The organism is Acidithiobacillus ferrooxidans ATCC 23270, from assembly GCF_000021485.1.
GTDB classification, from domain to species: Bacteria; Pseudomonadota; Gammaproteobacteria; order Acidithiobacillales; family Acidithiobacillaceae; genus Acidithiobacillus; species Acidithiobacillus ferrooxidans.
This window is the reverse complement of record NC_011761.1, coordinates 501,013-515,934: the sequence shown is the minus strand read 5'-3', so window position 1 is coordinate 515,934 and position 14,922 is coordinate 501,013. Positions and strand designations below refer to the sequence as shown.

Sequence of the window (14,922 nt, the reverse complement as noted above, 5' to 3'; positions counted from 1 at the left end):
ACTCTATGCCAGATGGGGCCACTATGACAAACATCCTCATCCCTCTCCTGCCAATGCGGCAAGCTCGCGATGAAATACAGCCACCTTATCCAGTGTCTCTTGATACTCCGCGTCCGGATCAGAATCTGCGACGATGCCGCCTCCCGCCCAGAAGCGTAATTCCCCCCGGACAGCCGTCATACTGCGAATGGCGATATTCATATCCAGGCTGCCGCGCTGATCCAGATAACCAACACTCCCGCAATACAGGCCACGGGCTCCCGCCTCCAGTTCGGCGATGATTTCCATGGCCCGGCGTTTGGGAGCCCCGGTAATGGACCCCCCCGGAAAGCAGGCCTTCAGCGCACTCAAGGCATCCTGCCCCGACGCCAACCGCGCCTCTACCACACTGACCAGATGATGAACCTCGGCGTAAGATTCGAGCGCGCAAAGTTGCGGCACCTGCACCGAGCCGGTCGCTGCCACCCGCCCCAGATCGTTGCGCAGCAGATCGACAATCATCACGTTTTCGGCACGATCCTTGGGGCTGGCCAAAAGTGCCTGCGCCATCTGTTGGTCTTCCTGCCGATCCTTCAGACGCGGGCGCGTCCCTTTGATGGGCCGGACCTGCAAACGATCTTTTTGAACCTGCAGCAGCCGTTCCGGGGAAAAACTCAGCACCGCGCCCTGCGGCATGGACAAATATGCAGAAAAAGGTGCCGGATTGACCGTTCGCAGACGCTGGTAAAGCGACCATGGCGAACCTGCGTATGGGGCTACAAAGGGTTGAGCCAGATTCACCTGATAGCAGTCGCCGGCCTGGATATAGGCGTGCACCCGGGCAAAAGCTGCGGCATATTCGCTGCGACTCCAGAGCGGCCGTACCGGCCCTCGCGCCTGGAAAGACGGATCGTGGGGGTATACCTTCCCGCAAGCCAGGCGTGGCTGCCACTCCGCGAGTGCCTGCACCATCCGGTCTTCGGGCGCACAAAGCCAAGCCTTACGCCCATGATGGTCGACCAGCAGCGCTGTATCGTAAATACCGAAGGCTGCTTCAGGAAGAGACTGTGCGGGAGGCGGCGGAATACCCTGCCCCGCCAGCCCGAAATCGTAGGCCAGGTAACCCAGCGCCCCGCCCGCAAACGGTAACTCTGCGGGCAGAGAAGCGGCATCGGGGAGCCTTATCACCGACTCGCGCAACGCCTCCCAGAGCGAAAGCGCCGAGCGCCGCGCGGGGCCATCCCCATCGGCAACCCAAAGCTGTTTCGCCTCTTGCCACAGACGCCGGCGCGGCGCCGTCACCAGCATGCTGTAACGCCCCTGCAGCGACACCGTCGCACTACTATCCAGAAAGAAGGACCAGGGTATCGATGCCAGCGGCGCAAACACTGTGGCGGCATCCTCGGGATAGGGCACCGCACATCGGGTCAGAACGGAGTGAGGCATAAGCAGCGCGGAATCCACCGAAACGGGAGCGTCAGCATAAGGGAGAAGCGCCATTTTGCCCATTCCCGGATGCGGCATCGAGGCGCATGACCGCGGGATACTCCCTTGACGGCTGACCGATCGGTCAGTATCTTGTGGACTTACCGTCATAACAGGGTCATTCCCATGCGCGCAGATCGTCTATCCCCACGTCTTTCGCTTCTCATGGTGACATTGATTCTGGGAACGACGCCCGCCTGGGCGGAAAGCCTCGTTGAGGCCTATCAGCAGGCGTACCGGACCGACCCCGTCCTGGCGCAGGCTCGCGCCGAACTGGCGGCTCAGATGCAGGACAAGCCCCTGGCCCGTTCCGCCCTGCTCCCTCATGTGGGTGCCGGTGCTGGGGTTGGCTTCAACACGGCCGACATCACCGGCTTTGGTGCGGAACCCATCAATCGCGCGTACCTCTCGGACAGCTACAGCGTCAATATTACCCAATCCGTTTTTGATGGTCAGGCATGGACGGCGCTCAGGCAGGCCGATACCAAAATTCAGGCCAGCGCAGCGGCGCTCACCTATACCGAGCAACAACTGGCTTTGCAGGTGGCTCAGGCCTACTTCGGCGTACTGGAGGCCCAAGCCCAGAACTACGTTGCCGAAAAACAGAAATCGCTGTTCGAAAGCATTTACAAACAGACGGACGCCGCACTGAAGATCGGCACCGGAGATATCATTGCCGTGCGGGAGGCACAAGCCCGCCTTGATGCCGCCAAAGCCGATCTTATCAAGGCCCGCAACGGGGTCGCCATTGCCCAACGCCGCCTGCAACGGCTCACCCATCATCCCATCGGCGTGCTCGACAACCTGGGGCATTATGTGGCCATGGGGCCTCAGCCCGACGATATGACCAGTTGGGTGCAGAGCGCCGTCAAAGACCAGCCGCTCATGCATCAGGCGGAGGCACAGTTACAAACCGCGCAGGATCAGGTCGAATATAACCGCCGTGCGCGCTGGCCGGTGGTGGATCTTCAGGGTATCGCACAACACTCCCTGGGTAGTCCTTTTCCCGGTATGGCCATCAATCAGGCCGGTGTGAGCCTCAACCTATCCGTACCCTTCTATCAGGGCGGACACACCTCTGCCTCCGTACAGCAGGCACAGGCGCAGACCATTGCCAGTGTTGATCACGTCGCCAATGTCCGCGACGAAGTCACGCTCAATACCCAGACCGCCTTCCTCAATCTGAAGGACAGCGTGGCCCAACTGCACGCCGCCCGGGAGAGCGTCGCCTCGGCCAAGGTTTCCCTGGAAGGTACGCGCAAGGGCTATGAGGTAGGTACCCGCTCCATCATCGACCTGCTGCAAACCGCCACGGACTACATCCGCGCCGAGCAGGACTACAATGTGGCGTTCTATAACCAGATCATAGCGCGCATACAGCTCAAGGCCGCATCCGGCCAGATCAACATGGCGGACCTGGAAGCCATAAATGCCTTGCTGGACAAGGGTGCAAACCCGTAGTCAGCCGTCAGGCCCCGATGCGCAAAGGAATGCGTTTGCGCCCAAAACTCCCCGGCTTGGCCTCGAAATGCCCGGCAATATGGTGCCCGCAGTGCGGGCAATGCCCCTCCGGGGTCAGGTGATAAGACAATATCTGATACCAGTCGCGGACGATCAATGCCGCCCCGCATCCGGGACAAAAAGTGGTATCGCCCTCCTGATCATGCACATTGCCGGTATAGACGTAATGCAAACCCGTCTCCATGGCCACGCGGCGTGCCCGCACCAGGGTATCTGCCGGTGTGGCGGGCACATCCGGCATCCGGTAGTCGGGATGGAAAGCGGAGAAATGCAGCGGTACGTCGGGACCCAGATGCCCCATCATCCACTCCGCCGCTGCACGAATTTCCGCCTCTGAGTCGTTGTGGCCCGGAATAAGCAGCGTGGTAATCTCCAGCCAGGTCCGGGTTTCCTTGACGATATACTCCAGCGTTTCCAGCACCGGGGCCAGATGCGCTCCGGTCAGTTTGAAGTAGAATTCGTCGGTAAAGGCCTTGAGGTCGACATTGGTTGCATCCATTTTGGCGAAAAACTCCGCCCGCGGCTGCGCATGGATATAACCGGCGGTAACAGCAACGGTCTTGATGCCGACGGCATGGCAGGCATCCGCCGTATCCATGGCATATTCGGCAAAAATAACCGGGTCATTATAGGTAAAGGCCACACTTTTGACGTCCAACGACCGGGCGGTTGCCGCGATACCCGCGGGGCTGGCCTGGTCCTGGAGCCGGTCCATCTCGCGGGACTTGGAAATATCCCAGTTCTGGCAGAATTTGCAGGCCAGGTTGCAGCCCGCCGTACCGAAGGAGAGCACACTGCTGCCCGGGTAAAAATGATTCAGGGGTTTTTTCTCGATGGGGTCGATACAAAAACCCGAGGAGCGGCCATAGGTGGTGAGGACCATGGTATTGCCTTCCCGCATCCGCACGAAACAGGCTCCGCGCTGCCCTTCCTGCAGACGACAGTCGCGCGGACAGAGGTCACACTGAATGCGTCCATCGGCAAGTTTGTGCCAGTAGCGGCCCGGATGCGTTATAATCGTTTCCTTATCCATTGCCCTTCCCTTTTGGCGTCTGCTCTTCACTCCATTTTTCCACTGTATACCAATACACTTCCATTTCTCCGGCCCAGAAATCCGCAGGCAAACCAGCCTTGCGTTTGAGCGCCCGCAGGAATTCCCGTGGCTGGGGAAGCTGTTCCCACACCTGGGGAAGGAAGGTGCCACGACGCGCACCATAAGTGAGAACCAACCCATGCCGATGGGGTTCAATCTGCGCCAACAGACTCTCCTCACTGTCAAAATGCATGGCTTGCAGCGAAGAAAGTAATGAAACTTCCACTCGCACCTGTGACCATTCCGACACACCCAGCGGCGGAAAACGCGGGTCCTCGAAGGCTGCCGCCAGGGCGTTGGCGCGCAGGTCTTCAGCGATAGGCCGGTGGGCTTGGAGGCTGCCGATGCAGCCCCGCAAACCCTGTGATCCAGTGAGCGTCACGAAAGTCGCACCGGGCTGCTGCGCCCAGTCCGGCACAGCCGCAAACTCGGCGGGCAAACCCAACGCCCCGGCAATGGTGGCACGAGCCAGACGCAGCAGAGTTTTCCCGGCTTCCGGCGGCATCCCGCCGGTCTTTTCGTCACCTTCCTGTGTGGTCATGGCTCTCTCCGTAAAAAGCGACTGCGGCATAGCCCACCACCGCATCACGCGACCCTGCGGTATCACCCGAGTTACACAGACCCACCAGACGCGGGTGCAAGTGGTGCTTGCGGGCGACCGGGAGAAGGCCGTTGATGGGCGTGGCGCCGCAAGCCTGCTCGTGGTCTATGGGCGTGGGATCGAAGCGCAATATTTCCTCCACCGTATGGTGGTCTATGGCACGGGCTTCAGCGTAAGGATGATAGTGAGAGAGGTCGGAACTGATCACGATGACCGTCTCCTCGCCACCCCAGAGCTTCTCCAGAACCCGTGCCACTTCGTCCGGACGGGCATCTCCCACCACCAGCGGGACGACGCTGACGTCACCCAGCACCTCCTGGATGAAAGGCAATTGTACTTCCAGGGCATGTTCCTGAGCGTGCGCGGCTGGCATTTCCCGGACCTCGGGCAACCCGGCCAGTGCCTCCACCCCCGCCTGATCCACCGCGACAGTACCCAGCGGCGTTTGCATGGCCTGAACACCCGGCAGGGCGAGACCGCGAAATGGCAGACGATGTGCCGGCCCCAGAAGCACCACCCGGCGGATATGCCCACGCCCCTTGGCCAGCAGGGCGTAACCGGAAGCGGCCACCGCTCCCGAGTAGATATAGCCCGCATGGGGGACAATGATGGCCTTGGGCCATGGGGCACTGGCCGCTTCACCGTCCTGTTCAGCTCTGGCCAGCAAACGCTCTACCTCGGTCCGCAAAACGGCAGCCTCGCCAGGATAAAACATACCGGCCACCGCTGCTGGTCTGACAAGTTTCACGGAACACCCCCCGGCCGCCATCCGGCCAATATCTGCATACCGGATATATCTGGATGGGAACAGGTTTTTTCAAGGGGCCCTGGCTACGGGAGAGTGAAACATGCGCTCGTCGGGAAATCCAGTATCGGGAGTGGCTGCGCGCAATCGTCCGTGCAGCATCCGGGTTGGGCGGCCGCACCGGAAAAGTGACGGCCTTAACCCATGGCGAAGCCCGACCATACTGGGGTATTCTGGCCGGACCATTAGCAGATTCGGGCCGGGGAGCCTCGCGAACGATGCAACGATTTTTTGTGCTGGCCATCCTGATCCTGCTGGGTTGGCTGGCCTACCGTCTTTCCCCCATTCTCAGCCCCTTTCTGATTGCCGGCATTCTCGCCTATCTCGGCAACCCCCTGGTGACCCGCCTGCAACGATACCGGATCAATCGCACCTGGGGTACCACACTGGTTTTTGTTCTCGTCATTCTGGTTCTGGCCGGGATCACCATGGCCCTGCTCCCTGTGATCCGCCATCAATCTTTGCTCTTCGTGGAATACCTGCGCCAGTATCTGGAACTCCTGCAAACCCGGATCATCCCACAACTCTCCGCGCGGATCGGCATTCCGCTCGACAGTCAGAGCCTCACCCATTACGCTACGGCCAATGCCCAGAAATTGGCGGGATGGCTGGGACGCAGCCTCCAGATGGCATTGAGCTCCGGTCCCAGCCTGATCAGCAGTGTGCTCAGCATCATTCTGGTGCCAGTGCTGGGCTTCTATCTGCTGCGCGACTGGCCACGCCTCATCGCCCGTATTGCCGCACTCATCCCACCGCACTATCTGCCGCTTTCCCGACGTCTGGCCGGTGACGCCGACGCCATGCTCATGGCCTTCTTACGCGGACAACTCCTGGTGATGCTGGCTCTCGGCGCCAGTTACGCCATCGGCCTCAGTATCGTCGGCCTGAAAACCGCCATCCTCGTCGGCCTGGTGGCGGGACTGCTCAGTTTTGTGCCCTATCTGGGCGTCGTGAGCGGCATAGCCATGGCCACCCTCGCCATGTACGTGCAGACCGGCGCATTCTTGCCCATTCTCGGGGTGTTGATCGTCTTTGGCATCGGCCAGATACTGGAAAGCATGGTGTTTACCCCTTATCTGGTGGGGGACCGCATCGGTCTGCACCCGGTCGCCGTCATTTTTGCCGTGCTGGCAGGCGGCGAACTCTTCGGCTTCAGTGGCCTGCTGCTTGCATTGCCGGTTACCGCCGTCCTCATCGCCCTGCTCCGCCACCTTCACGGCTGGTATGTGCAGAGCCGTTATTATCTGGGTAAGGAGTCATAACCCTATGGAAGAAGTCATCATCATTGGCGGGGGTATTTCAGGTCTGGCGACGGCATATTTCCTGCGTAAACGAGGTTGGTCTCCCTTGCTGCTGGAGGCCGGTGCCGCCCCCGGCGGCAACCTGCAGAGCAGACAGGAAGAAGGCTACCTGCGGGATATGGGACCAAACTCGCTGATGCTCAAAGGCCGGATCGTCCCGGAATGGCTCCGCGAACTGCAATTGGAAGGAGACATCGTCGAGGCCAACCCGCTCGCCGGGCGCCGCTATGTCCTCAATCGCCACCGGCAACCCGTCGCATTGGGACCGGGTGTGCTATTCGGCGGCGGACTACTGAGTATACGCGGTCGCCTGCGACTCCTCGGCGAGCCCTTTCAGCCACCGCATCCGACGCCGGATGGCGAGGAAAGCATAGCCGACTTCGTCCGGCGACGTCTCGGAGACGAGGCCCTCACCTGGCTGGTCGACCCTTTTGTTTCCGGCGTCTTTGCCGGCAATCCTGCACGCCTTTCGGTGCAGGCCACTCTGCCCCGCCTGGCCGCGCTGGAGCAGGATGGCGGCTCGCTCCTGCGCGGTGCGCTGCGTGCCCGGAAGAAGAAGTTGCCCGGCACCCCCAAAACCCGCCTCGTGTCCTTTCGCGAAGGCCTGCAGGTCCTCCCTTTGCGGGTTGCAAACACACTCGGCGATACGCTGCGCTGCGATACTCCGGTCGACCAGTTGGCCTATAGCGGCGACATGTGGCAGGTCGGCAGCGGTAACCAGACCTGGCAAAGCAAACGGCTCGTTCTCGCCCTGCCTGCAGGCGCCGCGGCCAGACTGCTCGCGCAAACCGACGCTACGCTTGCCCGGGAACTGGACGCCATCCCTTATCCTGCCGTAGGCAGCCTGTCCATAGGTTTTCGGCGCCCACAGGTAGAGCATCCACTGGATGGCTTCGGCATGCTGATTCCGCGAGTCATGGGGCTGGAAACACTGGGGGTGCTTTTCTCCTCCACCCTTTTCCCCGGGCGCGCACCGGCGGGGCAGGTATTGCTGACGGCCTTTATCGGTGGCAGTCAGAATGTCCTTGCCGGACGGGACGATGACGACCTGCTGGCAACGGTATTACGCGAGATCGGCCCACTGCTGGGGATCAGTGGCGATCCCGTTTTCAGTCGCTGCCGGGTCTGGCCGAAAGCCATCCCGCAATACGAAATCGGACACCTGGACCGGATGAAGCGGATCGACACCCTGAGTGCCGGGCACCCCGGGCTGCACTTCCGTGCCAACTGGCAGGGAGGCGTCGCCCTGGGAGATTGTATCGAACAGGCCTGGGAGTTCAGTCAGACCGCCGACTGGCAGCATTGAAATCCGGGATATCAGTGTGCGGCGATCGGGGCGAGCGCTGACACCAAGGTGTCCATGGCGGTATCCTGGGACTTCGCAACAGCCCTCGGCGTCGCCATGGTATCGAACGCGGCAGTGGACTTGTACCGGGAGCCCGTGCTGACCCGGTCATAACCACCCCGGAATCCATGTGCGTCCCCCACGATTTCCACGGGTGTCCCCACCCGCACCAACGCGGCGATCTGCTGTGCATCCCAGTTGGACAACGCCACGCAGCCAGCCGTCCAGCGCCCGGGGAATACTTTGCTCTGTGGGTCGTCCGAAAATTGCGGACCCATGCCGTGAATGCCTATTTCACCGCCCAAGGGGGTATTTTGCGGCGGCGTTTGCCCGGCGTCGATGGCATCGACAATGGCACGATATTGCGCCCTGTTGATAATGCCCTCCCGCAATCCCCACTCTGCGTTCTCCCGGTTGGGGTAGGTCAAACCCATGAAGGGGCCGTAGCGTGTACCCCGACTGACCCAGCCAATGCGATAACGTCCTACAGGGGTGACATCATCTCCCCGCATCCGCTTAGGGGCCGCGCCGTGGAAGCCGATGGCTACCGGGTAGGTCGCCAGCACGGTACCACCCTTGAAGATTTTCAGGGAATGAGTAATGGTCGAAATGACGATATGCACCGACCGGGCCACATGCGCGGGAATTGCCGGAGAGACCACGGGCGCCACTGGCTGAACGACCGGAGGAGGAATCCGTGCGGCATAGTAAGCTACCGAGTGTACCGGCACGGTGGCTACAGGTGTCGTGGCGCAACCCGCCAATCCCAGAATACCCAGCACCGCTCCCGACAATTCCCATACCCAGAATTTGCGCATCACCCCACTTCTCCCCAATACTCGTGCTCACAGTGCTTCATAATATACCCGAAGTCTGGGCGCGGAATCCATGATCTTGTGACAGATTTTCACTAGCCAACCTGCCCGTAGTCCACCCGGCTCCCCAGCCAGCGCTGCACGATGGCTTGCACCGCCTCGGGGTCTTCCTGCAGCAGGCGTTCCGCCAATGCGGGGACCATGACCAGCAATGCTTCGTCACGCAGAATGTTCGCAACACGCATCTGCAGGATGCCGGCCTGCCGCGTACCCAGGTATTCGCCCGGCCCGCGCAACTCCAGGTCCTTGCGCGCAATGGCAAAACCGTCATGGGTTTCGCGCATCACCCGCAAACGCTCCCGCGCCTTGCCACTCAGGGGCGGATGATAGAGCAGAATACAACTGCTCCGCTGCGCACCCCGCCCTACCCGGCCACGCAACTGATGCAATTGCGCCAGACCCAGACGCTCCGCATGTTCGATGATCATCAGACTGGCGCCAGGGACATCCACCCCCACCTCGATCACCGTCGTCGCCACCAGAATGCGTACCGCGCCTGACTGGAACGCGGCCATCACCTCCGCCTTTTCTGTGCTGCGCATTCGCCCGTGTATCAGGCCGACGGCCACGCCCGGCAAGGCTGCCTGCAGATCCGCAACGCTCGCCTCCGCCGCCTGTAATTCGAGAATCTCCGATTCCTCGATCAGGGGACAAACCCAATAGATTTGCCGCCCCGCCTCCAGCATGTGTTGCATCCGGCCGATCAGTTCGGGCCGACGACTGTCAGGCATCACCAGGGTTTCCACGGGGGTGCGCCCCGGCGGCAGAGCGTCGATCACCGAGACCTCCAGATCTGCATGCACCGTCATCGCCAGGGTTCGCGGGATCGGGGTAGCGGTCATTACCAGCAGGTGGGGCATGGCGCCCTTCTCCAGCAATTGACGGCGCTGCTCCACGCCAAAGCGGTGTTGCTCGTCGATGATGACCAGTCCGAGACATGCAAACACCACCCCTTCCTGGAACAGCGACTGGGTGCCGATTACCAACCTCAGGCTGCCACCAGCAAGCGTTTCCGCCGTCTCGCGACGGGCACGCGGTGAACGGCTGCCCACCAGATAGCCCACCTCCAGGCCCAGCGGTTCCAGCCATTGCTGGAACCGCGCATGGAGCTGCTCCGCGAGAATCTCGGTCGGCGCCATCATCGCCACCTGATATCCCGCCTCCAGCGCGGTCAGCGTCGCGGCCGCCGCGACCAGGGTCTTGCCGGAGCCCACATCCCCTTGCAATAGACGACGCATGGGCCGGTGACGCACCAGATCGGCATTTATCTCCGCAATCACCCGTTCCTGCGCCATGGTGGGCGAAAACGGCAAATGCGCCAGGAAACGGTGCCACAACTGCCCCTTACTCCGCAGACACGGGGCATTCTGCATCATCCCCGATTGCCGCATCCGGCGTACCGCCAGATGATTCGCCAGCAGTTCCTCCAACGCCAGCCGTTGCCAGGCCGGATGTTGCGGAGAGGGAATCTCGTCAGCACTTTCATGCAGCAAGCGCAACCCCTCGCGCAAACCGGGCCATTGTGGAGGCAGCCGGTTTTCAAGGTAGTCGGGAAGCTGATCGAGGAGAGTCAGCGCCTGCGCCATCCAGCGTCGCCACTGGGCCTGAGTGATGCCCTCACTGCTGGGATAAAAGGGGGTGAGGTGACGCGGAGCCTGAAACTGCGGGACATCCGCCATCTGCCATTCGGGGTGGATCATTTCGAGGCCGTGAAAACCACCGCGCAACTCTCCGAAACACCAGAGCCGCCGCCCGACCTGCCATTGCGCACGCAATGCCACTGTCATGTGAAAGAGCCGGATCTGCAGACGCCCGCTGCCATCGCTCACAGTCACCAGCCATTGTTCACGTCCTCCGCGCTGGTGGTCGACACGAACGATCTCGCCCAGTATCGCACACTCCTGACCGGCCTGAAGCGTCGCCATGGACGCAATATGGCGGCGGTCCTGATAACGGCTGGGTAAATGGAACAGGACATCCTGTACCCGCCACAGGTCCATGTGCTGCAGACGCGGAACCAGCGCAGGACCGACCCCCCGTAACGCCGAGACGGAACTTTGCAGATACAGTCCCGCCTTGGCTCCCGCCATGCTATTCCGTGCGCGGCAAGGCCTCGCGACGTGCCCACTCTGCGAGAAGTTCGTCGAGGTCGACATGGTGCATGGTGGCTACCCCAGCCAGCGTTTCCCGCTCGGCAATAAAACACTCGCCGCAATGAATACCGCGCTCCTCCAGCAGCGAAACCAAAACCGGATGCGCCTGCAGCAGTACGCGCATGGGCTGGGCGAGCGCTTCTGAGCGTTCCATCTCAGCCAGCCTTGCCCAGGGCGACGATGCCATCTATCTCCACCTGCGCCCCTCGCGGCAGCGCCGCCACCTGCACCACCGCCCGTGCCGGATAGGGTATGGAAAATTCTGCCTCCATGGCCTGATTCACCTGTGCGAAATGGCCGAGATCCGTGAGGTAGACCTGAAGCTTGATGGCATCCTGCAGACGTCCGCCCGCAGCATTGCAGACCGCCTGCAGGTTATCCAGCACCCGCCGGATCTGCAGGGCGATGTCGCCCTCCACCATCTGCCCGGTGCGGGGATCCAGGGGAATCTGACCAGAGAGGTAGAGCAGGCCGCCATGCACCATACCCTGGCTGTAGGCCCCGATCGCCTGGGGTGCGGAACTGCTTTCTACTGATACCGGCATGGATTGAACTCCCTGTTAGCCTTTGACCCGCTGTACCCGCGACACCATGGGCAAACTGCGCAAACTCCGCATGATTCTGGCCAGGTGGTCGCGGTCATGCGCCTCTATGGTAAATGTGATGCCCGTGTAGAGTCCATCCTGCGGCTCGATATCCACATGATCGATGTTGGAATCCTCATCGGAAATCAGGGTGGCAATGCGCGCCAGTACGCCGCGGGCGCTCTCCGCAACCACCCGGATCGCGACCGGGAACTCGCCTTGGGCTGCGGGATCCCATTGCACGTCCACCCAGCGGTCACGGCGTTTGCGCCACTCGCGAATATTGTGACAATCATGGGTATGTACCACCACACCCTTGCCGACACTGATGAAACCCAAAATAGGGTCGCCAGGGATGGGACGACAGCAACGAGCCAGGGTCACTGGCATACCTTCCGTCCCCCGAATCAGCAAGGGCTTTTTCGTGGCCTCCTCGCGACTGAGGCGACTTGGCAGGAGCTGGCTGACGGCATGGCCCAGACGGCGGGCAGTCTGCGCCAGCCGCCCGCGATCGCCCTCCTCGGGCAGCAGCTTGTGCGCTACGACCAGCGGAAAAACCTCACCCATGCCAATGGCCGCCAACAGCTGGCTCTCATCCTGCACGTTGAACGTCACCAGCACCCGCTGAAAATCAGTCGCTTCGATCTGCTGGAGGTCGGCACCCAGACTCTGCAGCGCCTTTTCCAGCAAATTGCGACCCAGCACTTCCGCGTCGCCACGCTGAATGGTCTTGAGATAAGCGCGAACGCTGCTGCGCGCCTTGCCGGTCACCACCACATCCAGCCAACCGGGTTGCGGGTGCGCCGAGGCCGCCGTGACGATTTCCACTTTATCGCCGTTGTTCAGAGGACTGCGCAAGGGAACGTACATATCATTGACTCTGGCCGCCACGGCCTGGTCACCGATATCCGTATGCACGGCGTAAGCAAAATCCACCGCCGTCGCACCCCGTGGCAAGCTGAGAATTTTACCCTTGGGGGTGAAAACATAGACCTCATCGGGAAAAAGATCGAGCTTGACGCTTTCCAGAAATTCCTGGGAATCTCCCCCCTGTATCTGCAGTTCCAGTAAACGCTGCAACCAGGCACGCGCCTGAATTTCGGCATGGGCGTTATTCGAGCCCGTCTTGTACAGCCAGTGTGCAGCCACCCCCGCCTCGGCGACCCGGTGCATATCCTCTGTGCGGATCTGCACCTCTACCGGATGCCCGAAAGGGCCCAGCAGCACGGTGTGCAGAGACTGATATCCATTGGATTTCGGAATGGCGATGTAGTCTTTGAAACGTCCGGGAATCGGTCGATACAGACTGTGAACCAGACCCAGAACGCGATAGCAGGTATCCACATCAGCAACAATAATCCGGAAGGCGTGGAGGTCGTGGATGTCACCGAAGGGCATACCCTTCTTCTGCATTTTTCTGTAGATACTGTAGACGTGTTTCTCACGGCCACTGACCTGGGCGGCGAAGCCCTCCTGCAGGAGGCGGTCCTCCAGGGCATGCTCAATTTTCTGCACCGCTTCCTTACGGTTACCACGCGCGGCCTTTACGGCCTCATTGAGCGTGTGCCAACGCTTGGGGTAAAGGTGGGAGAAGGCCAGCTCCTCCAGCTCGATGCGAATGGCATGAATACCCAGGCGTTGCGCAATGGGCGCGTAGATATCGAGGGTTTCCCGGGAAATACGCCGCCGCTTCTCCGGCGTCATCACGCCCATGGTGCGCATGTTGTGCAAGCGATCTGCCAGCTTGATCAACACGACCCGGATGTCCCGGGACATGGCCAGAAACATTTTGCGAAAATTCTCTGCCTGTGCCTCTTCACGGGTTTCAAAACGTACCTGCCCCAGCTTACTGACCCCATCCACCATCTCTGCCACTTCCGGCCCGAAGCGCTCGGTGATGTTTTCCTTGCTGATATTGCAATCTTCGATCACGTCATGAAGCAGGGCCGCCTGAATAGTGAAAATATCCAGTTGCAGCTCGGCGAGGATGCAGGCGACCGCCACGGGATGATGAATATAGGGCTCACCACTGCGCCGGGTTTGTGCGCCATGTGCGTTGGCGGCCAATTCGTAGGCATCACGTGCGCGCGACACTTCTTCTGGCGTCATGTACTGCTGAAGCAACGCCCGCAGCGGCGCGCAGGGGTCCTCCAGAGACGGAGAGACCGGCGGCAGGCGCAACACATCGCCCACCCCTGTGGTCAGAGGCAGGGTCGGCACCATGGTGCCTGGCTCGCTTTCACTCGCCAGCGGCATCCTCAGCTCCAGTTGCCTCGCGGTTCGCTGCACCGGGGAAGTTGGGTAACGGTGGCGGCATCTGCTCGTCCAGAATCGCCCGGCTCACCTTGCCGGCGGCCACTTCGCGCAGAGCTATGACCGTATTTTTGTCACGTCCCGGCTCCACTTCCGGCGCAGCGCCGGAGGCCAATTGCCGCGCCCGTCGCGCCGCCACCAAAGTTAATTCAAAACGATTGTCCACATGCTCCAGACAATCTTCTACTGTTACTCGTGCCATCGTCTATTCACCCTTTTGTCAATTTAACTGTTAATACCGAGGAGATTCTTCAATCGTTGATGCTGGGCATGCTGCTGATAACCCAGCCGCAGATGTTCCGCATGGACAATGCTTTGCAAGTCGGCTAACGCATCCTGGAAATGGTCATTCACCACCAGATAATCAAACTCATCATAATGCAACAGCTCTTCACGTGCTGCCGCCAGCCTGCGCGCAATGACCGTCTCCGAATCCTGGCCACGGCCACGCAGACGTTCCGCCAAAGCGGCGACAGACGGCGGCAGGATAAAAATACTGACCGCCTGCCCCGGCAGTCTTTCCCGCACCTGCCGCGCACCTTGCCAGTCGATCTCCAGCAGGCAGTCGGTCCCGGCGAACAGCTGACTCTTCACCCAAGGTTCACTAGTGCCATAACCATTGCCATGCACCCGGGCATACTCCAGAAACTCGCCCCGCTCCGCCATGGCCGTGAAGGCCTCCATGGAAACGAAGTGATAGTCCGCTCCCTCTGCCTCGCCCGGTCGCGGGGGCCGTGTGGTGTAAGAGACGGAGCTGCGCAATTGCGGGGTCGCCGCCACCAGCGCCCGGGCCAGACTGGTCTTTCCCGCACCGCTGGGTGCCGAAATAATCCACAGGATACCGCGTTCCGCTCCCCCCGTCATTGA

Annotated in this window: 14 protein-coding genes; 3 read left to right on the top strand and 11 right to left on the bottom strand. The window is 61.1% G+C overall.

The window, feature by feature from the left end:
• Positions 1-36: 36 nt before the first annotated feature.
• Positions 37-1,425, bottom strand: coding sequence for an aminodeoxychorismate synthase component I (gene pabB, locus AFE_RS02710; protein WP_012606589.1), 1,389 nt, complete (start codon positions 1,423-1,425; stop codon positions 37-39).
• 165 nt (positions 1,426-1,590) lie between these two features.
• Between pabB and AFE_RS02705 the strand changes: the two genes are divergently transcribed.
• Positions 1,591-2,925, top strand: coding sequence for a TolC family outer membrane protein (locus tag AFE_RS02705; RefSeq protein WP_012536214.1), 1,335 nt, complete (start codon positions 1,591-1,593; stop codon positions 2,923-2,925).
• A 7-nt stretch (positions 2,926-2,932) separates the two neighbouring features.
• Here the strand turns inward: AFE_RS02705 and amrS are convergent, their stop codons facing one another.
• Genes amrS through amrB form a run of 3 tightly spaced genes read right to left on the bottom strand, consistent with a single transcriptional unit; the run spans position 2,933 to position 5,427 of the window.
• Positions 2,933-4,018: an AmmeMemoRadiSam system radical SAM enzyme gene (gene amrS / locus AFE_RS02700; protein ID WP_009566620.1), complete on the bottom strand. Its 1,086-nt coding sequence runs from the start codon at positions 4,016-4,018 to the stop codon at positions 2,933-2,935.
• A complete protein-coding gene (gene amrA, locus AFE_RS02695) occupies positions 4,011-4,619 on the bottom strand; it encodes an AmmeMemoRadiSam system protein A (RefSeq protein ID WP_009566618.1) in 609 nt (202 codons plus the stop codon). The genes amrS and amrA overlap by 8 nt, the downstream gene beginning before the upstream one ends.
• Entirely contained in the window at positions 4,600-5,427 is an 828-nt protein-coding gene (amrB, locus tag AFE_RS02690) for an AmmeMemoRadiSam system protein B (RefSeq protein ID WP_111122554.1), read from the bottom strand. The genes amrA and amrB overlap by 20 nt, the downstream gene beginning before the upstream one ends.
• Positions 5,428-5,480: 53 nt before the next feature.
• On the opposite strand from amrB, the gene AFE_RS02685 reads away from it, so the two are divergent.
• Together AFE_RS02685 and hemG are read left to right on the top strand one after the other, a co-directional pair.
• A complete protein-coding gene (locus tag AFE_RS02685; protein WP_226834140.1) occupies positions 5,481-6,746 on the top strand; it encodes an AI-2E family transporter in 1,266 nt (421 codons plus the stop codon).
• Positions 6,747-6,750: 4 nt separating this feature from the next.
• The gene (hemG, locus tag AFE_RS02680) at positions 6,751-8,091 is read left to right on the top strand and encodes a protoporphyrinogen oxidase (RefSeq protein WP_012536212.1); all 1,341 of its coding nucleotides are present in this window, start codon (positions 6,751-6,753) and stop codon (positions 8,089-8,091) included.
• 11 nt (positions 8,092-8,102) lie between these two features.
• Here hemG and AFE_RS02675 read toward each other — a convergent pair whose 3' ends face one another.
• The 7 genes from AFE_RS02675 to gmk all read right to left on the bottom strand — a co-directional run bounded on the left by AFE_RS02675 (position 8,103) and on the right by gmk (position 14,919).
• A complete protein-coding gene (locus tag AFE_RS02675) occupies positions 8,103-8,948 on the bottom strand; it encodes a L,D-transpeptidase family protein (protein WP_012536211.1) in 846 nt (281 codons plus the stop codon).
• Between the two features lie 92 nt (positions 8,949-9,040).
• Positions 9,041-11,095, bottom strand: coding sequence for an ATP-dependent DNA helicase RecG (gene recG, locus AFE_RS02670; RefSeq protein ID WP_012536210.1), 2,055 nt, complete (start codon positions 11,093-11,095; stop codon positions 9,041-9,043).
• Between the two features lies 1 nt (position 11,096).
• Positions 11,097-11,312 (bottom strand): DUF1858 domain-containing protein, encoded by a 216-nt coding sequence (locus AFE_RS02665; RefSeq protein WP_009562649.1) that lies wholly within the window; start codon positions 11,310-11,312, stop codon positions 11,097-11,099.
• Between the two features lies 1 nt (position 11,313).
• Positions 11,314-11,703: a Rid family detoxifying hydrolase gene (locus AFE_RS02660; protein WP_009562648.1), complete on the bottom strand. Its 390-nt coding sequence runs from the start codon at positions 11,701-11,703 to the stop codon at positions 11,314-11,316.
• Between the two features lie 15 nt (positions 11,704-11,718).
• A complete protein-coding gene (locus AFE_RS02655) occupies positions 11,719-13,998 on the bottom strand; it encodes a RelA/SpoT family protein (protein ID WP_012536209.1) in 2,280 nt (759 codons plus the stop codon).
• Positions 13,982-14,257, bottom strand: coding sequence for a DNA-directed RNA polymerase subunit omega (rpoZ, locus tag AFE_RS02650; protein WP_012536208.1), 276 nt, complete (start codon positions 14,255-14,257; stop codon positions 13,982-13,984). The genes AFE_RS02655 and rpoZ overlap by 17 nt, the downstream gene beginning before the upstream one ends.
• 23 nt (positions 14,258-14,280) lie before the next feature.
• Entirely contained in the window at positions 14,281-14,919 is a 639-nt protein-coding gene (gene gmk, locus AFE_RS02645) for a guanylate kinase (RefSeq protein WP_009566813.1), read from the bottom strand.
• Positions 14,920-14,922 lie beyond the last annotated feature (3 nt).